The organism is Hydrogenophaga aquatica (assembly GCF_054780915.1).
Map to the genome: position 1 here is coordinate 25,260 of NZ_BAAGVK010000010.1, position 20,988 is coordinate 46,247.

At 67.2% G+C, this 20,988-nt stretch carries 22 protein-coding genes; 8 read left to right on the plus strand and 14 right to left on the minus strand.

Translation table 11 applies throughout. The features are described 5' to 3' along the window. The first annotated feature begins 8 nt into the window (after positions 1-8). From modB to ACYVHH_RS07075, 8 genes are all read left to right on the plus strand, one after another. A complete protein-coding gene (gene modB, locus ACYVHH_RS07040; RefSeq protein WP_460564425.1) occupies positions 9-674 on the plus strand; it encodes a molybdate ABC transporter permease subunit in 666 nt (221 codons plus the stop codon). Continuing rightward, positions 671-1,840, plus strand: coding sequence for an ABC transporter ATP-binding protein (locus ACYVHH_RS07045; protein ID WP_460564426.1), 1,170 nt, complete (start codon positions 671-673; stop codon positions 1,838-1,840). The genes modB and ACYVHH_RS07045 overlap by 4 nt, the downstream gene beginning before the upstream one ends. Before the next feature lie 274 nt (positions 1,841-2,114). Next, on the plus strand, positions 2,115-3,968 hold the full coding sequence (locus tag ACYVHH_RS07050; protein ID WP_460564427.1) for a phosphoenolpyruvate carboxykinase (GTP): 1,854 nt from the start codon (positions 2,115-2,117) through the stop codon (positions 3,966-3,968). A gap of 179 nt (positions 3,969-4,147) precedes the next feature. Beyond that, positions 4,148-5,482 carry an NAD(P)/FAD-dependent oxidoreductase gene (locus ACYVHH_RS07055; protein WP_460564428.1) on the plus strand — a complete coding sequence of 445 codons (1,335 nt, stop codon included), beginning with the start codon at positions 4,148-4,150 and terminating at the stop codon, positions 5,480-5,482. Further along, complete coding sequence (locus ACYVHH_RS07060; RefSeq protein ID WP_460564429.1) at positions 5,482-6,486, plus strand: chorismate transformation enzyme, FkbO/Hyg5 family; 1,005 nt, start codon at positions 5,482-5,484, stop codon at positions 6,484-6,486. The genes ACYVHH_RS07055 and ACYVHH_RS07060 overlap by 1 nt, the downstream gene beginning before the upstream one ends. Further along, positions 6,486-7,256: a lysophospholipid acyltransferase family protein gene (locus tag ACYVHH_RS07065; protein WP_460564430.1), complete on the plus strand. Its 771-nt coding sequence runs from the start codon at positions 6,486-6,488 to the stop codon at positions 7,254-7,256. Before ACYVHH_RS07060 ends, ACYVHH_RS07065 begins: the two co-directional genes overlap by 1 nt. Then, the gene (locus tag ACYVHH_RS07070; protein ID WP_460564510.1) at positions 7,256-8,032 is read left to right on the plus strand and encodes a glycosyltransferase family 2 protein; all 777 of its coding nucleotides are present in this window, start codon (positions 7,256-7,258) and stop codon (positions 8,030-8,032) included. Before ACYVHH_RS07065 ends, ACYVHH_RS07070 begins: the two co-directional genes overlap by 1 nt. Next, complete coding sequence (locus ACYVHH_RS07075) at positions 8,029-9,246, plus strand: cation:proton antiporter (protein WP_460564431.1); 1,218 nt, start codon at positions 8,029-8,031, stop codon at positions 9,244-9,246. Before ACYVHH_RS07070 ends, ACYVHH_RS07075 begins: the two co-directional genes overlap by 4 nt. Positions 9,247-9,256: 10 nt before the next feature. Here the strand turns inward: ACYVHH_RS07075 and fabG are convergent, their stop codons facing one another. The 14 genes from fabG to ACYVHH_RS07145 are packed head-to-tail and all read right to left on the minus strand — an operon-like array spanning position 9,257 to position 20,985. Further along, positions 9,257-9,991, minus strand: coding sequence for a 3-oxoacyl-ACP reductase FabG (gene fabG / locus ACYVHH_RS07080; protein WP_460564432.1), 735 nt, complete (start codon positions 9,989-9,991; stop codon positions 9,257-9,259). Then, positions 9,988-10,434: a 3-hydroxylacyl-ACP dehydratase gene (locus ACYVHH_RS07085; protein WP_460564433.1), complete on the minus strand. Its 447-nt coding sequence runs from the start codon at positions 10,432-10,434 to the stop codon at positions 9,988-9,990. Before ACYVHH_RS07085 ends, fabG begins: the two co-directional genes overlap by 4 nt. Beyond that, on the minus strand, positions 10,428-11,222 hold the full coding sequence (locus ACYVHH_RS07090) for a beta-ketoacyl synthase chain length factor (protein WP_460564434.1): 795 nt from the start codon (positions 11,220-11,222) through the stop codon (positions 10,428-10,430). Before ACYVHH_RS07090 ends, ACYVHH_RS07085 begins: the two co-directional genes overlap by 7 nt. Continuing rightward, a complete protein-coding gene (locus ACYVHH_RS07095; RefSeq protein WP_460564435.1) occupies positions 11,219-12,412 on the minus strand; it encodes a beta-ketoacyl-[acyl-carrier-protein] synthase family protein in 1,194 nt (397 codons plus the stop codon). The genes ACYVHH_RS07090 and ACYVHH_RS07095 overlap by 4 nt, the downstream gene beginning before the upstream one ends. A gap of 39 nt (positions 12,413-12,451) precedes the next feature. Then, positions 12,452-13,171: an SAM-dependent methyltransferase gene (locus ACYVHH_RS07100; protein WP_460564436.1), complete on the minus strand. Its 720-nt coding sequence runs from the start codon at positions 13,169-13,171 to the stop codon at positions 12,452-12,454. Next, a complete protein-coding gene (locus ACYVHH_RS07105; protein ID WP_460564437.1) occupies positions 13,168-13,968 on the minus strand; it encodes a polysaccharide deacetylase family protein in 801 nt (266 codons plus the stop codon). Before ACYVHH_RS07105 ends, ACYVHH_RS07100 begins: the two co-directional genes overlap by 4 nt. Beyond that, complete coding sequence (locus ACYVHH_RS07110) at positions 13,965-14,606, minus strand: alpha/beta fold hydrolase (RefSeq protein WP_460564438.1); 642 nt, start codon at positions 14,604-14,606, stop codon at positions 13,965-13,967. Before ACYVHH_RS07110 ends, ACYVHH_RS07105 begins: the two co-directional genes overlap by 4 nt. Continuing rightward, positions 14,603-16,945 carry an MMPL family transporter gene (locus tag ACYVHH_RS07115; protein WP_460564439.1) on the minus strand — a complete coding sequence of 781 codons (2,343 nt, stop codon included), beginning with the start codon at positions 16,943-16,945 and terminating at the stop codon, positions 14,603-14,605. The genes ACYVHH_RS07110 and ACYVHH_RS07115 overlap by 4 nt, the downstream gene beginning before the upstream one ends. Beyond that, positions 16,942-17,511, minus strand: coding sequence for an outer membrane lipoprotein carrier protein LolA (locus tag ACYVHH_RS07120; protein ID WP_460564440.1), 570 nt, complete (start codon positions 17,509-17,511; stop codon positions 16,942-16,944). The genes ACYVHH_RS07115 and ACYVHH_RS07120 overlap by 4 nt, the downstream gene beginning before the upstream one ends. Continuing rightward, positions 17,508-18,413 carry an LpxL/LpxP family acyltransferase gene (locus ACYVHH_RS07125; RefSeq protein ID WP_460564441.1) on the minus strand — a complete coding sequence of 302 codons (906 nt, stop codon included), beginning with the start codon at positions 18,411-18,413 and terminating at the stop codon, positions 17,508-17,510. The genes ACYVHH_RS07120 and ACYVHH_RS07125 overlap by 4 nt, the downstream gene beginning before the upstream one ends. After that, on the minus strand, positions 18,410-18,715 hold the full coding sequence (locus ACYVHH_RS07130) for a 3-hydroxyacyl-ACP dehydratase FabZ family protein (protein ID WP_460564442.1): 306 nt from the start codon (positions 18,713-18,715) through the stop codon (positions 18,410-18,412). The genes ACYVHH_RS07125 and ACYVHH_RS07130 overlap by 4 nt, the downstream gene beginning before the upstream one ends. After that, positions 18,702-20,051: an AMP-binding protein gene (locus tag ACYVHH_RS07135; protein WP_460564443.1), complete on the minus strand. Its 1,350-nt coding sequence runs from the start codon at positions 20,049-20,051 to the stop codon at positions 18,702-18,704. The genes ACYVHH_RS07130 and ACYVHH_RS07135 overlap by 14 nt, the downstream gene beginning before the upstream one ends. Further along, positions 20,048-20,704 (minus strand): COG4648 family protein, encoded by a 657-nt coding sequence (locus tag ACYVHH_RS07140; RefSeq protein WP_460564444.1) that lies wholly within the window; start codon positions 20,702-20,704, stop codon positions 20,048-20,050. Before ACYVHH_RS07140 ends, ACYVHH_RS07135 begins: the two co-directional genes overlap by 4 nt. Beyond that, positions 20,701-20,985, minus strand: coding sequence for a phosphopantetheine-binding protein (locus ACYVHH_RS07145; protein ID WP_460564445.1), 285 nt, complete (start codon positions 20,983-20,985; stop codon positions 20,701-20,703). The genes ACYVHH_RS07140 and ACYVHH_RS07145 overlap by 4 nt, the downstream gene beginning before the upstream one ends. Positions 20,986-20,988: the final 3 nt, after the last annotated feature.

Genomic DNA, 20,988 nt, shown 5'->3' on the forward strand with positions numbered 1-20,988 from the left:
ATCGCCACATGGACTGGAGTGCCCTGCTGTTGTCGGTCGAACTGGCCGCCGTGACCCTGGCGGTGCTGCTGCCTGCCGGGTTGTGGCTGGGGCGGTGGCTGGCGTGGTCGGGCGTGCGCGGCAAGGCCTGGATCGAAGCGGTGGTGGTGCTGCCCCTGGTGTTGCCGCCCACGGTGCTGGGCTACTACCTGCTGGTGGCCTGGGGCGGCGCGTCGCCGCTGGGGGCGTGGCTGGAACAGGCACTGGGCCTGAAGCTGACCTTCACCTTCGCCGGGCTGGTGGTGGCTTCGGTGCTGTTCAACGTGCCCTTCATGGTGCAGCCTATTCAGCGCGCGTTCGAGGCCATCCCGCGCAACCTTATCGAGGCGGCCACCGTCAGCGGCCTGGGGCCGTGGCAGACCTTCTGGCGGGTGGAACTGCCCCTGGCCTGGCCGGGCGTGCTGTCGGCCATGGTGCTCACCTTCGTGCACACGCTGGGTGAGTTCGGCGTGGTGCTGATGGTGGGCGGCAGCATTCCCGGTGAAACGCGCACCATCGCCATTGCCATCTACGACCGGGTGCAGGCTTTTGATCTGGCTGCCGCAGACCGCATGGCGCTGTTGCTGCTGGTGTTGTCGCTGGGGGCGGTGGCGGCGTCCTTCTTCGCCTCGGCGCGGCTGGCGGTGCGGCGATGACGGCGGCCAACCTTTCCCCGGCGTTGCAGGTCAGCGTCGAGCAGACTCACCCCATGCCCTTGCGTGGCGCTTTCTCCTGCCAGGCCGGGGAGATGCTGGCGCTGGTGGGCCCGTCCGGCGCGGGCAAGACTTCCATGCTGCGCGTGCTGGCCGGGCTGATGCGCCCGCAACAGGGCCGCGTACAGGTGGGGGGCGAGCTGTGGTGCGACACCGAAGCCAGCCTGTGGTTGCCGCCGCACCGCAGGCACGTGGGCATGGTGTTCCAGAACTACGCGCTGATGCCGCACCTGTCGGCCTTGGAGAACGTGGCCCTGCCCCTGCTGCACCTGCCGAGTGGCGAACGTTTGGCGCGGGCGGCCCGCTGGCTGGACCACGTGGGCTTGCTGCCCGAGCAGCAGCAACGCCGCCCGGCGGCGCTTTCCGGCGGGCAGCAGCAACGCGTGGCCGTGGCCCGGGCGTTGGCGCGCGAACCGGCGCTGCTGCTGCTGGACGAGCCGTTCTCCGCCGTGGACCAGATGAGCCGCCAGGGCCTGTACCGCTTGCTGGCGCAGTTGCGCGAAGAGCTGACCATTCCCATCGTGCTGGTGACGCACGACCTGCACGAAGCCCGCCTGCTGGCCGACACGCTGGTCGTCATGGATGGCGGCCAGGTGCTGCAGCAAGGGGCACCCGCCACGCTGTACCGCTCGCCGCGCAACGCCCGGGTGGCCGACCTGGTGGGCATTCAGAACCGTTTTCACGGCCGTTGGCTGGGCCCGGCGGACGAACCCGGCGTGGGCTGGCTGGAGTGGCTGGCGGCCCCGGCCACGTCCGGTGCGCCTGTGGGTGCCAGCCTGCGGCTGAAGGTGCGAGACAAGAAGCGCCTGGACGTTGGGCAGGCCGTGACCTGGGTGATACAGGGCGACGGGCTGCATGTGCGCACCGATGCGCCTTTGCCGTTGGACCAGCCCTGCCCCCAGGGCGACCGGCTGCTTTGCGTCAGGCTGGCGGAATGGCGTCACCTAGGTGACATCTCGCTGGCCACCCTGGCGCTGGAGGCGCTGCCCGGCGTGAAGCTGCAATTGACCCTCTCTGGCCCCGTGCGCCAGCAGCTTTCCCCGGGGCAGCGCCTGGGTGTGGAGGTGGATTGCGACTGGGTGCACGTGATGCCGACCCGCACCGCCTGACATTTGCTCATAGGGTTATGCGGATTTTGCATGTAACCCTCTGGTAACTCTGGCGCTGCTTTTTTAAAATACGCCACCCTGGCCGACACGCGGCTGGGTCCGGGCCCACCCGCCGCGGACCCCAGCGCCGCGCTGCTTCCTACCCCCAGCAGTCCTTCACGGGCGCCGATCCAGCCAACCTCAGCAGTCCCTTGGCAGAGAAAGGGATATGGAGAGAAATTTGCCTTCGCGAGGTCTCTCCACATCCACTTTCTCAACTTTCGGAGCTGACCCCATGAATTCACCCGTGATGCAGGGCTTGACCATCAACGCCCCCGCTTACGTGAAGAACGCCAGGCTGATTGCCTGGGTGGCAGAAATGGCCGCGCTGTGCAAGCCCGCTGCCATCCACTGGTGCGACGGCACCGACGAGGAGTACAACCGCCTGTGCGACCAAATGGTCCAGGCGGGCACCCTCAAGCGCCTCAACCCCGCCAAGCGCCCCAATTCCTACCTGGCCTGGTCCGACCCGTCCGACGTGGCGCGCGTGGAAGACCGCACCTTCATCTGCTCGGAAAAGCAGGAAGACGCTGGCCCCACCAACAACTGGATGGCCCCGGCCGAGATGCGCGCCACCCTGAACCCGTTGTTCGACGGCTGCATGGCGGGCCGCACGATGTACGTGATCCCCTTCAGCATGGGGCCGCTGGGCTCGCACATTGCCCAGATCGGCGTGGAGCTGAGCGACAGCCCCTACGTGGTCACGAACATGAAGATCATGACCCGCATGGGCAAGGCCGTGTACGACGTGCTGGGTGTGGACGGCGAGTACGTGCCCTGCGTGCACACCGTGGGCGCTCCGCTCCAGGCCGGCCAGCAGGACGTGGCCTGGCCCTGCAATCCCACCACCAAGTACATCGTGCACTACCCCGAAACGCGCGAGATCTGGTCTTACGGCTCCGGCTACGGCGGCAACGCCCTGCTGGGCAAGAAGTGCCTGGCGCTGCGCATCGCCTCCACCATGGGGCGTGACCAGGGCTGGCTGGCCGAGCACATGCTCATTCTGGGCGTGACCAACCCCGAGGGCAAGAAGTACCACGTGGCCGCCGCCTTCCCCAGCGCCTGCGGCAAGACCAACTTCGCCATGCTGATCCCGCCGTCGGGCTTCAACGGCTGGAAGGTCACCACCATTGGTGATGACATCGCCTGGATCAAGCCGCACGCCGATGGCAAGCTCTATGCCATCAACCCCGAGGCGGGTTACTTTGGCGTGGCACCCGGCACCAACACGCTGACCAACCCCAACTGCATGCGCAGCCTGGACCGCGACGTGATCTTCACGAACGTGGCGCTCACCGACGACGGTGACGTGTGGTGGGAAGGCATGGGCGACGCGCCTGCCCACGCCATCGACTGGCAGGGCAAGGACTGGACGCCCGAAGACGGCAAGGCCGGCCGCAAGGCAGCGCACCCCAATGCCCGCTTCACCGTGGCCGCCACCAACAACCCCGCGTTGGACGACCAGTGGGACAACCCTGCTGGCGTGGCCATCGACGCCTTCATCTTCGGCGGCCGCCGCTCCACCACCGTGCCGCTGGTGACCGAGGCCCGCACCTGGATGGAAGGCGTGTACATGGCCGCCACCATGGGCTCCGAAACCACCGCCGCCGCCTTTGGCGCGCAAGGCGTGGTGCGCCGCGACCCGTTCGCCATGCTGCCCTTCTGTGGCTACAACATGAGCGACTACTTCCAGCACTGGCTCGACATGGAGCACAAGCTGGAAGAGTCCGGCCACAGCCTGCCGCGCATCTTCTGCGTGAACTGGTTCCGCAAGGGCGCTGACGGCAAGTTCGTGTGGCCGGGCTACGGCGACAACATGCGCGTGCTGAAGTGGATGCTCGACCGCATTGAGGGCAAGACCCAGGGCCACGACAACGTCTTCGGCATCAGCCCCAACTACGAAGAGATCGAGTGGAGCGGCCTGGACTTCAGCCGTGAGCAGTTCGCCACGATCACGGACATGAACCCCACCGACTGGGAACAGGAACTCAAGCTGCACGAGGAGCTGTTCCAGACCCTGGCCTACCACCTGCCGCAAGAACTGGTGGAGACCAAGGCACGCATGGAGCAGCGTCTGGCTGCGAAGTGATGCTTGCCGCACCGCTTTGGCGGTGATGCCCACAAGCCCGCTCGGTTCCTCCCAGCGGGCTTTTTTTATCTTCGTCGCGGCGGCACCAGCCCCAGCGGGGCTGCACTTACAATTTCGCGTCAGTTTCACCATTTCAGCCTGGTGCGCCTGCCGTAACCCGGGGGGCAAGGCTTGCAAGCATGGACACAACAAACAAGAAGCCGGCGGCGCAATCCTGCGACGTGCTGGTCATCGGGGGGGGGCCGGCGGGCTCCACAGCCGCATCGCTGCTGGCCGACAAGGGGCACAGCGTGGTGCTGCTGGAAAAAGCCCGCCACCCGCGTTTTCACATAGGCGAGTCGTTGCTGCCAGCCAACCTGCCGCTGCTTGAGCGGCTGGGGGTGGCCGATCAGGTGCGTGCTATCGGCATGTACAAGCCTGGGGCCGAGTTTGTGTCGCCGCACCACAGCCATGTGCAGACCTTTCAGTTTGCAGACGCCTGGGACAAGTCCATGCCGCACGCTTACCAGGTGCGCCGTGCCGAGTTCGACGAAATCCTGATTCGCAACGCCGAAAAATGCGGTGCGCTGGTTCACGAGGGGTGCAAGGCGCGTTCGGTGGACTTCCTGCCGGATGGCGGCGTGGAAGTGCTGGCCGAGCGTGACGATGGCACCCAGACCTGCTGGCGCGCCCGGTTCCTGGTCGATGCGTCAGGGCGGGACACTTTTCTGTCCAACCGCTTTCGCATCAAGGAGCGCAACCCCAGTCACAACAGTTCCGCTGTCTACGGGCACTTCGCCCACGCGCAGCGCAACCCAGGCGATGCCGAGGGCAACATCAGCATCTTCTGGTTCGATCACGGGTGGTTCTGGTTCATCCCGCTGCACGACGGCACCACCAGCGTGGGTATGGTGACCTGGCCGTACCACATAAAGACCAAGGGTGCGCGCAGCCTGCAGCAGTTCCTGATGGACAACATCGCCACCTGCCCGGCCCTGGCGCAGCGGCTTAGCCAGGCCAGCCTGGTCAATGAAATCGAAGCCACGGGCAACTTTTCGTACACGTCGGCGCGCAACCATGGGCAGAACTATCTGATGCTGGGGGACGCGTTCGCCTTTGTGGACCCGGTGTTTTCCTCCGGTGTCTGGCTGGCCATGCACGGTGCTGTCGTCGGCGCGGACACCATTGACACGTGCCTGCGAGATCCCGCCCGCCGCACGGCGGCGCTGAAGCGTTTTGACCTTGAGATGCGCCGCGGCCCCCGCGAGTTTTCCTGGTTCATCTACCGGGTCACCAACCCCATCATGCGGGACTTCTTCATGCACCCGAAGAACGTGTTCCGCGTGAAGGAGGCGCTGCTCTCGGTGCTCGCGGGCGACATCTTCGGCAAGACGCCCATCTGGCGCTCGCTGTGGATGTTCAAGGTGCTGTACTACCTGGCCAATGCCGCGCAGCCCGTGCGTGCATGGCAAGCCTGGCGGCGGCGGCGCTTCAACATCCGCAAGGTCGACGACCCGGCCCTGTACAACGCGTGATGGGGTTGCGTTACGCCTATTGGCAGGGCCAGCCTGCACCTGTGTACGCGGCGGGCGTGCTGGGGGGCAGCGTGCTCAACCCCGGGGCGGGCGGCCAGACGGACTGGCCCTTGCAGCACCTGCGCGGGCGTCGGCTGGGCCGAACAGCTTCGTTGCAGGAGTGCTGGCTGAGTGACGGCCCCGTCCAGGAAGGGCGTTTCGAAGGCATTCATTGGCGGCGAAACGCCAGTTGCCTGTACGGAGTGATCGAGCTGGACGAGCAGGCCATGGCCGTGGTTGAGGGGGAGACCCCCTTGCAGGTTGCCAGTCGCCTGGCCTACGAGCGGCTGTTCCGGCTGATGCACGAGCAGCGCGTACCGCACCTGTGGCGCGTGTGGAACTACGTCGGTGGCATCAACGCCGAATCGCACGGGCTGGAGCGTTACCGCCAGTTCAACCTGGGACGCCATCAGGCGTTTGAGCGCATGCAGCGCGGCACCACCGGCCAGGTGCCTGCGGCCTGCGCCCTGGGCTGGCAGGATGGCGGGCCGTTGTCGATTGCCTTCCTGGCAGGCCTGCAGGCGCCGCAGCCCATCGAGAACCCGCGCCAGGTCAGCGCTTACCACTACCCAGGCATCTATGGCCCGCGCGCGCCCACGTTCTCCCGTGCTGTGCTGGTGCGGCCCCCGGGGCAGGACATCCTGTTCATTTCTGGCACTGCCAGCATCGTGGGGCATGAAACATTGCACCAAGGCGACGTGGTGGCGCAGTGCCACGAGACTGTGCGCAACCTGGCATGCGTGGTGGATCAGGCCAATCTGGCAGCCGGTTCACAGCGCTTTTCCTTGAAGACGCTGGAACACCGCGTGTACCTGCGCCACGCAGACGACGAGGTACGGGTGCGCGAGGCACTGGCTCTTCTGCTGCCCGGCGCCCACACCGAGTTCGTGCTGGCCGATGTGTGCCGCGCCGACCTGCTGGTCGAGATCGAGTCCATGGGTATTTGCGCCATGGCCGATGCCTGATGAAGCCCAGCCGCGCCACAGCCGAAAAGCGTCGCCTTCTCTGGGTGGTGTACGAGTGTGTGGCCATGGTCATCGGCCTGGGTTCCCTGGCCTTGATCTGCCTGAGCTGGCTGCCCGTTGCCCTGTTGATGCAGCGGGTGCTGCCAGCGAGGCCCGGCCGCTGGATCGGGCGGCGGGTTATCGCGTGGGGCTTTCGCGGCTACCTGGTCATCCTGCGCACGCTGTGTGCCTGTCACTTCGACCTTAAGGGGCTGGAAGGCTTGCATCGCCAGGGGCCGATGGTCGTGGTGGCCAACCACCCCTCGCTGCTTGATGCGGTCCTGGTGCTGGCCTACCTGCCGAACGCCGTGTGCGTGATGAAGGCCAGCCTGATGGACAACCTGCTGTTCGGTGCAGCAGCGCGGCTGGCGCGATACGTGCGCAACGACAACGTGCTTGGGCTGCTGCTGCGCTGTCGCCGTGAGCTGGATCAGGGGGCCCAGGTGCTGCTGTTTCCCGAAGGCACGCGTACCCGGCATTTTCCCGTGGATGACTTTCTGCAGAGTGCTGGTCTCATCGCGTCGCGTGCGGGGGTGCCGGTGCAGGCACTGGTCATTGAATTTTCCACACCTTATCTGGGCAAGGACTGGCCCATATGGCGCCGACCGGTGCTGCCGCTGAGGGTGAGCATCCGGCTGGGCCGCCGCTTCGAGCCCCCCCAGGACGTGCCCGGTTTCACCCGCCAGCTTCAGGCCTATTTCCAGAGCGAGGTTGGCCACCCGCAACGATGATGCCTGTCATGAACCCATCGACCACCCATCTAGTCCTCATCCCCAGTTACAACCCAGGCACCAGGGTGCTGGAAACCGTGCGTGCCGCCCGCGAGCAGTGGAGCCCCGTGTGGGTCGTGGTGGACGGCAGCACCGACGGCTCCACCGCCGCGTTGCAGACGCTGGCGCAGCAGGACCCGCAGTTGCGCGTCATCGTGCTGGAGCGCAACCAGGGTAAAGGGGCTGCGGTGCTGGAAGGCATCACCCAGGCGGCGCAGGCGGGGTACACCCATGCGCTTACCATGGACGCCGACGGGCAGCACCCGGCGCACTTGATCGGTGAGTTCATGGCGGCTTCGCAAGCGGCCCCCGATGCGATGGTGCTGGGCAAGCCGGTGTTCGGGCCAGAAGCGCCCGCGTTGCGCGTGAATGGCCGCAAGGTGTCCAATGCCTGGGCCAATCTGGAAACGCTGGGCATGGGCATTGGTGATTCACTCTACGGTTTTCGCGTCTACCCCATCGCGCCATTGGTTCGCGTCATGCAGCGCACGCGCTTCATGCGCCGCTTCGACTTCGACCCCGAGGCCGTGGTGCGCCTGTGCTGGGCGGGTGTGCACCCGGTGAACCTGGACGCGCCAGTGCGTTACTTCGCGCCGGAAGAGGGCGGGGTGTCGCACTTTCGCTACCTGCGTGACAACACCCTGCTCACCTGGATGCATACCCGCCTGTTCCTGGGTTTCCTGTGGCGCCTGCCCGTTCTGCTGGCGCGCCGTCTGGCCAAAGGGGGGAGGCGGTGAACACCACGGAACTGTTCCTGATCGCCATGATGGTGATCTTCACCGTGCCCTGGCTGTTCTGGCGCCTGACCCGCTGTGATTACCTCGCGCCGCTGGTGGTGGTGCAGATCGTTGCGGGCATTCTGCTGGGGCCCGGCGTGCTGGGCCAGGCCTGGCCCGAGGCTTACCACACCGTCTTTGCGCCGCCGGTGATCCAGGCACTCAACGGCATTGCCTGGTGGGCGGTCATGCTGTTTGTGATGATCGCTGGCGTGGAGCTGGACTTGCGGCAGGCTTGGCAGCACCGGCGCGAAAGCGGCATCACTGCCGGGCTGGCCCTGGGCACGCCCTTGCTGCTGGGGTGTGCGGCCGCCCTGCTGTTGCTGGGGCCGGTCGGGTGGGTGGGCGCGAACGCCACGCCCTGGCAGTTCGTGCTGGGCGTGGGCATGGCCTGCGCCGTCACAGCCCTGCCCATCCTCATTCTGCTGATGGAGAAGCTGGGCATCCTGCGGCAGCCGCTGGGCCAGCGCATCCTGCGCTACGCCAGCCTGGACGACATCGCCATCTGGGGCGTGCTGGCGCTGATCCTGATGGACTGGCAGCGTGTCGGCAGGCAGGCAGTGTTTCTGGTGGCTTTCGCGGGGGTTGCATGGGCCTTTCGACGCCTCATGCGCCGCCTGCCAGCGGCCGACCGCTGGGCCGTGAGCCTGATCTGGCTGGCCGTATGCGCCTTTGGGGCCGACTGGTCGGGGCTGCACTTCATGGTGGGGGCCTTCCTGGCGGGCGCGGTGATGGACGCCGAGTGGTTCGATCAAGAGCGGCTGGACCAGCTGCGCCATCACGTGTTGCTGGTGTTGATGCCGGTGTTCTTCCTGTCCACCGGCTTGCGTACCGATTGGGCGGTGGGTGGCGCGGCCGTGTTCCTGGTGGCGGGTTTGCTGCTGGCCGCCTCCGTGGGCGGCAAGCTGTTGGGGGTCCAACTGGCTGGGCGTTGGCTGGGCTGGCCCAGAGGGGATGCCGCGGTGATCGGCTGGCTGCTGCAGACCAAGGCGCTGATCATGATCATCTTCGCCAACATCCTGCTCGACAAAGGCGTTATCACCAGCGACACCTTCACCGCGCTGCTGTTGATGGCGGTGGCCAGCACCATGCTGACGGTGCCCATGGTGGAGCCTCGCCTGCGCCGTGCGCAGACCAGCGAGGGCGCGGCCCTGGCGCTGGAGGCGGGGCGCTGAGCCGTCGCCCTCAGATCATCGCGCCGTTGATGGAGATGACCTGCCCGCTGATGTAGGCCGCCTTGTCGGACGCGAGGAAGGCCACGAGTTCGGCCACTTCTGTGGGTTGGCCCGCGCGCTGCATGGGCACCATGCGCTTGATGGCGTCGGCGTCGAAGCTGCCTTCGATCATGCCGGTTTCAATGATGCCCGGTGCCACCACGTTCACCGTCACGCCCCGGCTGGCCAGCTCCAGCGCCAGTGACTTGCTGGCCGCATGCAACGCGCCCTTGGCCGCCGCATAGTTGACTTGCCCCCGGTTGCCTGCCACCGCCGCCACCGACGAGATGTTGACAATGCGGCCCCAGCGTTTGCGCAGCATGGGCAGCGTCAGCGGTTGCGTGACGTTGAAGAAGCCGTTGAGTGACACGTCGATCACGTTGTCCCACTGTGCGGGCGTCATGCCTGGAAACACCGCGTCGTCGTGAATGCCCGCGTTATTGACGAGGATCTGCACCGCACCCTGTTCCAGCAGGGCTTCCAGCGCCACGGCGCAGGCTTGCCGGTCGGTCACGTCGAACACCACCACCTCGGCGCTGCCGCCTTCGCGGACGATGGCGGCCACCACGTCAGTGGCGCGTTCAGGGGAGCGGTTGGCGTGCACCAGCACGTGGTGGCCGTCGGCAGCCAGACGTTGGCAGATGGCTGCGCCAATGCCGCCACTGCCGCCAGTGACCAGAGCGCGTTTGAGGGTGGATATGTTCATGGCTTGGGCTCCAGTGCGTCTGCGTCCAGCACCACGGCCGCGCGGCCTTGCAACAGCAGGCGTTGTTCGTGAAAGATGTCGAAGCCGTACAGCACGCGCAAAGCGTCGCCCGACAGACGTTGTGCCGTCACGCGCAGCGGGCCGTTGCAGGTGTCCAGTCGCGGTACGGGCATGTTCACACCGCGCACGCTGGCCAGGTAGCCTGCGCGCGGCCGCTCGCTGCTGCCCGCAAGCAGCGCGCCGTGCACCGCCATGGCCTGTGCCGCGTACTCGATGCCATGCACGGTGCTCAGCTGTCCGTTGGCGCGCAATGGGTGGTCTGCCGCCGTGTGGCTGGTGGCTTCGCACACGACGTGTTCCGGTGACCATTCCAGCACCTTGCTCAGCAGGCACATGTTGCCCTGATGCGGGATGCGCGAGGCGATCCAGTCGTGGTTCAGCATGGCGTGACCTTGATGGCCAACGGCATGCCGGGCAGGTGGGCGATGTGCACGGTGCCCGCCTGCCCTGACGCGAGTTGCTCCAGCATGGGCAGGCAGCGCAGCGCGGGAATGGCTTGGCGCAAGGGTTCCAGCGCGGCGTGGCGCAGCGGTTGTGGCGTCTGGCTGGACACGGCCAGGGCAATGTGCGCCTGCGCGCCATCAGTCGCCTGCGGCGTCAGCAGCAGCGCCACGCCGGCGCAGTCGGGCACGGGCCGCGCAGCATGCAGGGGCTCTGGGTACTCACTGTCGTAGGCCACCAGCAGCACCGGGCGCTGCGTAGTGGCGACCTGCGCGAGCGCGTCCAGCAGCCCGGCGCCGAAACTGGCGTCGTAGGCGCACAGTACCTGGCAGGGCTCCATGGAGCGGCTGGCGATGCCCCAGTAGCCTGCGGCGGCGTTGTGCACCGAGTTGTGGAAACGCGTGGGTGAGATGTGGCGGTCTTCTCCGGCCAGTTGTTCGCACAGGGCGTGGCAATTGTGTCCGTCGGCGCCGGAAGAGGAAAACACCGTGGCCAGTGTGGTCAGATCACGTTGGCCAGCGGCTTGCACCCCCAGGGCAAGGGCCAGCTTCACCACGCGGCTGGCGCGGCGACGCTCGGCGGCGGGCAGCAGGTCGGGGGCGGGCAGTGCCGAGGGGGTCATTTCCCAGGCACCCTCTCCTTGCAGCACCGCGCGGGCGGTGTCCCAGCTGGGCAGCCCAGGGGCAATGAGTCCGATGCCTTCGATCCAGGCTTGCAAGGGCGTGTTCATGAGGCTTTTCCGAGGATGAGGCTGCAGTTGCTGCCGCCGAAACCGAAAGAGTTGGTCAGCGCGCGCGTGAGTGGCTGGCCAGTCTGGGCCTGGATGCGGTAGTCCAGTGTCAGTGCCGGGTCCAGTTCGCGGGTGCCGGGGCTGCCGGGCAGCAGGCTGTCCGTCAAGGCCAGCGCGCAGAAAACGGCCTCGACCGCGCCAGCGGCACCCAGCGTGTGGCCCGTGGCACCTTTGGTGGACGAGCACGGCACGCCCTTCCCGAAAAGGCTGGCCACGGCCAGGCCTTCGGCTGCGTCGTTGGCGGGTGTGGCTGTGCCGTGCAGGTTGATGTAACCGATGTCGCCGGGTTGCAGGCCGGCAGAGCGCAGCGCCGCCTCCATGGCCAGGCGCGCGCCCAGCCCTTCGGGGTGGGGTGAAGACATGTGGTACGCGTCGCTCGACTCACCCACGCCCAGCAGGTGGATGGCATCGGTGGGGTTGTCTGCGGGACGCTCCAGCAGCGCAAAGGCCGCGCCCTCGGCCACCGAGATGCCCTTGCGTCCGCCGTCGTAAGGGCGGCAGGGTTCGTCTGACGTGAGCTGCAGCGAGGCAAAGCCGTACAGCGTGGTCAGGCACAGCGAATCAACACCGCCGACGATGGCCGCGTCGATGGTGCCCAGGGCCAGGTGCCGTGCCGCTGCGGCAAATACCTTGGCGCTGGACGAGCAGGCGGTGGACACCGTCATCGCCATGCCCTGCAGACCGAACCAGTCGCGCACGAAGGCCGCCAGCGAGAAGGGGTTGTGCGTCGTGTCGTAGCGGAAGCCTGGCGGCAGGGCACCGTTGTGGGGGTCGCGCTCGCGGTAGGCCAGCTCTGTCTGCAGGATGCCCGAGGTGCTGGTACCCATGAACACGCCAACCCGTTGCGCGCCATGGCGCCCGATGGCGGCGCGCACCTGGGTGTCGAATCCGTCGGCCAGCAGGCCCATCTGCGCCAGACGATGGTTGCGGCAGTCGTAGGCGGCCAGTGGGGTGGGCAGTGCCTGGGCATCAACGCTTTCCACTTCGCCCACCCAGGTGGGCAGTTGCACGGTTTCGAAGGCGCAGGGGCGAAGGCCGCTGCGCTGGTTGCGCAGAGCGAGGCGGTGGGCGTCAAGGCCCACGCCCAGGCAGGTGGTGGCCGTGTAGGCACTCAAGGACAACGGTGTCACGTCAAACGTTCCTTTGTGTCTGGTGTGTGGACATGGGGTTCAGGCAGGCACGCGGCAATGGAGCATGACGTTGGCGAACGGCTTGCGCCCGCTCATGGGCGTGCTTTCGACCTGGAAGTCCAGATCCCGCAAGACGCCTTTCCATTCGTCCAGCGGGCGGCAGTACAGGCGGGGCAGGCGGTGCCCGCGCGAAAAGGTGACGATGTGGTCCACCGCGTTGCAGACGTGAAAGGGCCAGCCCGCCGCGGCGTCGCCGATGCGCGTGAGGAACACACCGCCCGGCGGCAGCGCCTCGCGTATCCGGCGCAGGACCGTCAGCTGCTGTGAGTGCTCGAAATAATGCAGCGCGTCGAGGATGGAGATGGCGTCCGGCTGACCGAAGTCGGCGGCGTTCATGTCGCCCAGCTCCACGCAGACACGGGGGTCGTTGCCGAAGGCCCTTGCAGCGCGTTCAACGTCGCGGGGCATCAGTTCGATGCCGCGAAGGTGCGTGGGTTGAGGGGGCGTTGCCCAGCCTGACGGCCAGGTGCCTTGGTTGTGCAGCTCGCTGGCTGCCAGCAGCCAGGCAAACAGGCTGCCCTGGCCGCAGCCCAGGTCTAGGAAATGGCCCTGGGCAGGGAGCAGGCCGCGCCGCAGGATGTCGGTAAAGATGCCGTCGTGGCCCAGTTTGCCACGGGCGTAGTGGTAGGCAAACCGGCCGCTGGCCAGGAACCGTTCGGATGCCCGGTTCAGGAGCAGGCGATGGAAGGGGCGTGTCATGGCTGAGCGTGGACAAGGGTGACGGTGCGCCAGCGTTGCCGCTGGATGCTCTGCAGGAGCTGTGGCAGCACCGCGAGTATCACGGGTGTGCCGCCAGGCGTGCGGGCGCTGTGCCCGTCGTGCAGCAACACGATGTCGCCTGCCCCCCAGCTGCGCGTGATGCGCGACAGGACAGTGGCCGGATCGCCTGTGCGTGTGTCATAGGCTCGCCGGTTCCAGCTGGCCAGCCGCAGCCCCAGCTGGTGCAGGACGGGGTCGAGGAAGGGGTTGCGCAGACCTGCCGTGGCGCGAAAGAAGCGGGGCGCCTGTCCGGTGATATCGCTGAGCGCAGCCTGGGCCTGGGCGATGTCCTGCCTCATGCGTGAGGGGCCGAAGAGTGAGAAGGCGTTGGAATGGGTGTGGCCGTGGTTTTCCACGCGATGGCCACGTGCCACGATTTCGCGGCACAGTGTGGGGTGCTTCAGCGCCCGGCGGCCGATGCAGAAAAAAGACGCTTGGGCGCCCGCTTGGTCCAGAAGGTCCAGCACGCGGGGGGTCACTTCGGGGTCGGGGCCGTCGTCGATGGTCAGCGCGATTTCACCGCGCTGGCGGGCGGCCTCGGGCAGGCGGTTTAGGTTGGGGCCCAGCCACGTAGACCGGGGCCATAGCCCGGCGCCCGCCAGCAGGGCGTGGTTGGCTGCGATAGCGCCCGCGGCCCAGGGCCAGCTTTGAGGCGTTGCCAGTGCGGCGGCAGCGGCCGTGCTGTGCAGAAGCAGGCTGGCCTTCAGCAGAGGCGGTGCTTTCCAGGGGGGGGTCATGCCACGTGCTCCAGCTCGGGGATGGCCAGGAAACGGCTCCACAGGGCCAGCCACGTTGCCCAATCGTGGCCGCCATCGACTTCCACGCAAGTGGCGGCGGGCAGCCGCTGCGCCATGCGCTGGTGGCTGTCCGCGAAGCGGTCGCTCTTGCCGTGGCCCAGGAATATGGGCGGTGAAACCGGGCGGGCCTGCAACCACTGCCATGCAAGGAACTCGACATCGTTCTGTTGTTCGGGCGTGGCCTGCCAGGCGTCCAGGCCACCGGCGCGCTCGATGGCGTTCCGCGTCACGCGCGAGCCAGGGTAAGGGGCCAGGAGGCAAAGCCCATCCAGGGCGGGCCGGCAGGCGGCGTGCGCCATTGCCAGCATGCCGCCATACGAGATGCCACCCAGCCACACCCGCCTGTGCCGTTGGCGGGCGGGCGCCAGGACTTGCTCGTCCAGCGCATGCAGCAAAGCAACGCTGTGCGGTGGCGGCGGGGTGTCCAGCGTGATCAGCCGCAGGGAGCGCCCCTGGGTTCGGAGCGCTGTGTCCAGCCCGGCGTCCAGCAGCTGCGCCGCCGTCATGGCCGCGCCTGGCAGCAGCACGATCGCGTCGCACGCGTCGTCCGGTGTGCAGAACGTTGGCAGGGGGCTCATGCCGGTTCCTTCGGGGGAGCGGCCATGGCGGCGGATAGCAGCAAGGCCAGCCAGGTGCCGGGTGCCACGGTCATGCCCACGGCCTGCAGCACGGGGGTTGATGACCAGCAGAGCACGCCGAAGCCGATGACCGTGGTGGCGTTGGCCAGGACGATGGACAGCAGGGTGTCGGCGCCCGGCAGGCTGCCGCGCGACGCGCGCTCGAAGAACAACGCGTAGTTGGAGCCGACGGCCACTATGAGCAACATGCCCACCAGATGCAGCAGGTGCAGCCGCACGCCCAGCAAGTGCAGGCCCGCAACCACCAGCACCACCGACATGGCCAGCGGCAGCAAAACGCGGACCAGTCGCGACACGCTGCGCAGGCTGGCAGCCAGCAGCACCACGATCGCCAGCAGGCCTGTGCTTGACAGGGCGATGGCTTCGTCTATGTAGCTGGCGTAGAGTGCATCGAATTCGGTCTTCAGATCAATGAACACGCCGTCGGTGCCTTGCAGCGCAGCGCGAACGGCGGCCGCATCGATGGCGGGCCCCTGTGTGCCAGAAGGGGTTGGCCGCAAAGGCACGAGCACGCTCCAGCCGCCACCGTGCTGCACCAGGAGCGAATCGACCAGCAACGCCAGACCGGTGCCGTCCAGGTCCTGGCGCGTCAGGTGTGCTGCCATGCGTGCCTGGGCCACACCGTCCAGGAAAGGCTGCAGGCGGTGGGTAGACAAGGGCGAGTCCGCCAGCGCCTGCTCCAGCCGTGCGCGCAAGACGTCTGGAGGTGGCAGGCTGTTGCGCCGCGCCGCTTGGGTGGCGGCGCTGGGCATGAAGCGCGTAGGGGTGTCGTAGCCGCCGATCATGCCTGCGGATACCAGCGAGTCGAGCACGGGGGTGACGCGCTCGGCGGCCTGCAGGGCACCGTCGCGCTGCGGTGCCGTCACGACCACCAGATAACGGGCGTCCGGCGCGCCAAGGTCGGCGCGCAGCTGGCTGTCGAGTTCGCCTTCCTCGGCGCTCACTGTGGACAGGGCCGACAGGTTGGGTGCCCACCAGTCGCCGCGCTGTGCGGCCAGGTAACCCGCCGCCGCGAGGGCAAGGGCCAGGGCTGGCCAGCGGAGCATGGCCGCCTGTTGCAGGCCTTTTGGCAGCCATTGGCCAAGCCGGGATTCACGGTGCTGGTGCACGCGGCTGCCTGCCAGTTCGGGCAGCACCAGGCGCGTCACCATGGCCGCAGTCACCACGCCGGCCAGCGCGTACAAGCCCAGCTGGGCCAGGCCCGGGAAGCCCGAGAAAAGCAGTGCCCCGAAACCGAACACCGACGTCATCACCCCCAGCCGGATGGTGGGCCAGAAGCGTTCGCGCCACCCCGCCACGCCCAGCTTGCCGGACTGCACGAAGTAGTAGATGCCATAGTCGACAGCCTCGCCGATCAGCGCGGAGCCGAAGCCGACGGTGATTCCAAAGACCGTGCCGTGTACCAGACTCACAGCGACGATACCGGCCAGTGCGCCGCTGAGCACCGGAACGAGCGTCAACAGCACCAGGCTGAGGCGGCGGTAAACCAGGGCCAGCAGAGCGGCAATGGCCAGCATGCTGGCCAGGGACAGGCGCCCCACTTCCTCTTTGACCCTGGCACGCGACTCCACCGCGAACAGGCCAGGGCCCGACATCCGCAGCGTCAGCGCGGGCGAAGGCTGGCTGGCGAGGCCGGCAAAGGCTGCGCGCACACTGGCAATGGCAGCCTCCTGGCCGTCGGTGTCCGAACCCTTGGCCTGCGTCTGCACGAGCAGGATCGCCCGTTCGCCGTTCTGCGACGTCCAGACGCCTTCGCTCACGCGGGGCTGTGCGCCAGCCTGCAACCCCATCAGCAGTTCGATCAGCTCCCCCGTCGGGTCTTGCAGCAGGTAGGGCTTGAGCAGCATGCCCGCAGCCGAACTGACCAGGTCGATGCTGTTGCCAACGGCCTCCTGCAGTCCCGCCACACTGAAACGCTCGGGGTTGACGGCTGGACTCAGCGCATAGCGGTGGGCCAGCAGGAAGTTGCGCTCCGCCTCCAGTCCTTGCAGTTCGCCGTTTTGCACCATGGCGAAATCGGGCGAGGCCGCCAGCTTCTCTCGCAGTTCGTGCGAAAGCGCTGCCCGCTGGACGGCGTCGCCGCCTTCGATGGCCAGCATCAGCAGGCGCGACGCCGCGCCTTCGCGCAGCTGGTTCACCAGCACCTGCTGTTCCACCGTGGGTCTGGAAGGCAGGAAGAACGACAGATCGGCCGTGAAGCGGCTGTTGGCGACCACCGTCACACCGGCGGCGACGGCCAGCAGCCAGAGCAGGAGCACGCGCAACGCAGAACGGGTCATGGCTGGCCCAGGGGTTCGATGGTCAGTTCGGTCCGGTCGCCGTCGGCCTGCTGGTATTCGATGTGGCGCACCTGGCGTTGCGAACCACTGATCGTCACACGTTGCAGCATGCTGGCAATGCGGGCGTCGCTGGGCACCAGGGTCAGCGTCCAAGTGTCAGCAGTGCCGCTGAGCTGCAGGCGGTAGCTGCGCTCCAGCGCGGCGCGGTCACCTGCCAGTGTGCCCCGGATGCTTTCCACGAAGGCCAGGGCCTCGGGGCGCTGGTTCAGGTTGATGGAGAGTTTGCGCCGGTCGCGTTCTACCGTCAGCGTCTCCTTATCGAGCAGCAGGGTCTCGGCTTTCGGGGCGAGCGTGCGTTTTTCGAGCCTGTCAGGTGCCGAGTAGGTCATTTCGCCCGACGCCACCACAGGTTTGTCGAGCAAAGCCAGGTGGCGTTTTTCCACGAAGCGCGCCTGTCCTCCCGGGTGTTGCGCCAGTTCGCTCATGAGCTGGTCGAGTGTCAGCCCGGCCTGCGCGCACATGGCAAAGCTGCCGAGCATCCAGGCGGATATCCACCGTTTCATCATGCTTGTTTCCAGAAATCGAAGAAGTTGAACCAGTTGTACGGGGTCTCGCGGCAAAGAGCTTCGAGCCGGCGGACATAAGTTTCGCGGGCCGTGTCGGCGCACGCCAGCCGTTCGCTGCGGGGCACGTCTGAAAAGTCCACCAGGGGCTCGAAGACCAAGCGGTAACGGTTGCCACCCAGGTACTGTCCGGCCATGAAGAACACGGGGCGCCGCATCAATGCCGCCAGCCGCCACGGCCCAAGCGGGAAGGGGGCGGGTGCGCCCAGCAGGTCATGTGTCGCGGTTGCGTCCTGTGCCAGAGAGCGGTCGGCGAGCACGCCCACCAGGAAGCCGTCGTCGAGCTTCTCCTGCAGCTCGATCATCGAGCTGGCACGTCCCAGCGCCACCACGTCCTGCGTGGCCTGGGGGTTGATGGCCTGCAGCGCGGCGTTGATCTTGCGCGCGTTCTCCTCGTACATCAGCATCGCCACACGCAGGTCTGCCCGGTTTCGTCCGGCCGCGCGCAGCACTTCGAAGCTGCCCAGGTGAGCGCCCATCAGCAGCACGCCGCCCTGACGCTTGACCGTCTCGTGCAAGGCTTCGCTGCCATGCACTTCGATGTCGAAGAGGTCGTCACGGCCGTTGAGCAGATAGACGCGGTCGTGCACGGTGCTGGCGAAGGCCAGCATGTGCCGGTAGGTGTCGCCCCAGGTGGCGGGCCGACCCAGGGCACGCAGGAGGTAGGTGCGGCTGGCATGCCTTGCGCCAGCGGCGAAGAGGGTGAAATACAGAGCGATGCCGTGCAGTACCAGGCGGCTGGCTGGCCGGCCGGCCGCGAGTGACAGCCAGGTCATGAAACGCAGGGCGGGCAGGTTGCTGCGTTCTCGTGTGCGCAGCCACTGCGGGCGGGACGCGGTCTTCATGTTGCAGGTGGTGTCAGGTTGCCGGATGCGACCACCGCTCCGTCACACGTCACCTGGAACGACAGGCCTTTGGGCCCGGCTTCCCGAAGCTCGAACCGCAGAGTGTGGCCGGGCAACGCCGGGCGCAGGAACTTCGCGCTGCCAATCTGCCACGGGCCAGCGGCATGTGGGCGTGCGGCGCGGGCCAGTGTCATCACCCTGTCCAGCAGCACGACGCCCGGGACGATGGGCAGGCCGGGAAAGTGTCCCGCCAGCGCAGGCAGGCTGGCGGGGACGGTCCAGTGCTCTTCAACCGGGGACATGCGCTTGCCTTTCCAGGTAGAGCGCCTGCAGCGTCTGCCGCGGCAGCTTGCCGGTGCTGTTGCGTGGCAGGGCATCCAATCGCAGCAGCGGCCTTGGCAGGAAGATCGCATCCACACGCTGGCGCAGCGCAGTCATCAGGGTGCGGTTGTCCAGCGCTGGTGCCACCACAAATGCCGCCAGCCGGGTGACGCCGTCGGGCGACGTTTCGTCGGGCAGGAAGAACGCGGCATCCAGCACACCTTCGATGGCGCAGATCTGGTGGTTCAAATACGCCAGCGAGGTGCGCTTGCCCGCGATGTTGACAAGGTCGCTGTGGCGGCCGTGCAGCAGGAACTGGCGGCCGCCGTCCAGCAGCTCGATGCTGTCCGACAGGGGTACCCGCTGTTCCACATGTCCGCCGCTGGCGTGGGTGATCTCGCCGGACTGTTCCAGCGTGACACCAGCCATCAGCTGCCAGGTGGCGCCATCCAGCGTGCGGCGGCAGGCCAACGCCGAAGACTCGGTGGACCCATAGATTTCGTGCAGTGGCGCCTGCAAGGCCTGTTCCGCACGGCGTGCCAGGTCCAGGCTCAGCGGTGCGGTGGCCGACAGCAGCAGGTCCACGGCAGGGAGCGGCAAGCTGGCCGCTACCAGGTTGGACAGGTGAAACGGTGTGGTGACCAGCATGCGCGGTTGCGGCACGGCCGCCAGCGCTTGCGCGATGTCCTGCGCGTAGAAGGGCTTGCCGCTCCAGAAGCTGCAACCGCCATGCAGGGCGATGAGGAAGGTGGACTCGAAGCCGTAGCTGTGCTGTGCCGGCACCGTGCCGACGATGGCGTGCGGCCGCTGCGCAACGCCCAGTGCTTCGGCTTCGGTTCGCCCATTGCGCACCAGCTTGCCCCAGGTCTTGCGGTGAGCCTGCGGCATGCCGGTGGAGCCTGATGTGAACAGCATGGCCACCGTGGCCGAGTCGTCGATCCGGGGGATGTCGTGCACGGGGTGTGCTGGCAGATCGTCGACGGCCGGAAACAGGCACGGGCGCAGGCGCGTGTCCGTCACCGTGATGTGTTCCGCCAGGCAGACAGCGCCGGGGTGGTCGCTGGTCAGCCAAGCCAGTGTCTCTGCCGATTGGGACGCGGGTTGCAGACTGACACGGCCGCTCATGGCGCAGGCCGCCAGGGTCAGCGCGAAGTGGTAGCGGTCCTCGCAAAGGTTGATCACCCACCGCGTGGCGGGCAGCGAGGCAGCAATCGCCTGCGCCTTGCCGATGAACTCCCGGACGGTGACCGGGCCGGCGGGGCGCCATACCAGCACGTCGTCCAGTTGGTGGCGGGTGACCAGTGGCGAAGTGCTCATGGTTGCTTCCCTGCGTGGCGGTGTGCGGCTCGGTCGCGCTGGTAGGCCCGAACCACGGCTGCGATGGAGGGACGCTCCTCTGGCGGGAGGACGGCTTTGCGCCACAGGTGTTCCAAAAGGAACATCAGGCCGACCAGTGGCCCGGTCAGCACGTTGGCGTGCAGTGACCACACGTGCACTGGCGCCCAGGTAAAAAGTGCCGTGGAGACGAGCGCGTTCAGCAGAAAGTAGACGGTCCAGGCCAAGGTGACCTGGCGTGTGTAGCGGACTTTTCGCACAGACAGGTGCTCACCCATGATCTGTCTGGCCAACCGGGTGACCAAGGCGTCGCCCGGGCCGCGCAGCGAAAGCCCAAACAGCGCAGCCAGCGCCAGGTGGATACCCAGATGCTGGAGGTAGTACAACAAGTTCACGTTGCCGCGCAGCACGGGCCACAACGCCTGCAGGGCCAGAGCGGTGGCCAGCATGCCGGCCACGAGCCATGTCCGCCCCCGCATTGCCAGCGCTGGCGCCAGAGCCAGCACCACCGGTGCCACGGCGACGGCGACGTTCATGTCCGGGTGGCCCCGGCCGGTGCTGCCCAGGTGCGCGCCCACGATCCAGGCCAGCAGCAACAGCGCCAGCCCCAGGCCGCGCAGCACGCGCAGGGTCATTTCGTGCGGTTGGCGGCGATATGGCCGGCCAGCGCGCGCACCGAGGCAAAGATCTTTTCGTTGTCCTCGTTGTCGGAGCGCATCTGGAAACCGTAGTGCTTGGAGATCACCAGCGAAATCTCCAGCATGTCGATGGAGTCCAGGCCCAGGCCGTCGCCGTAAAGCGGCCCGTCGGGGTCCACCTCGGATGCGGGGACTTCAAGGTTCAGTGCTTCGACGATCAGTTCGGCCACTTCGGGCCACAGCGCGTCAATCACATCGGGTTGGATGGCTTCGGGCATGGA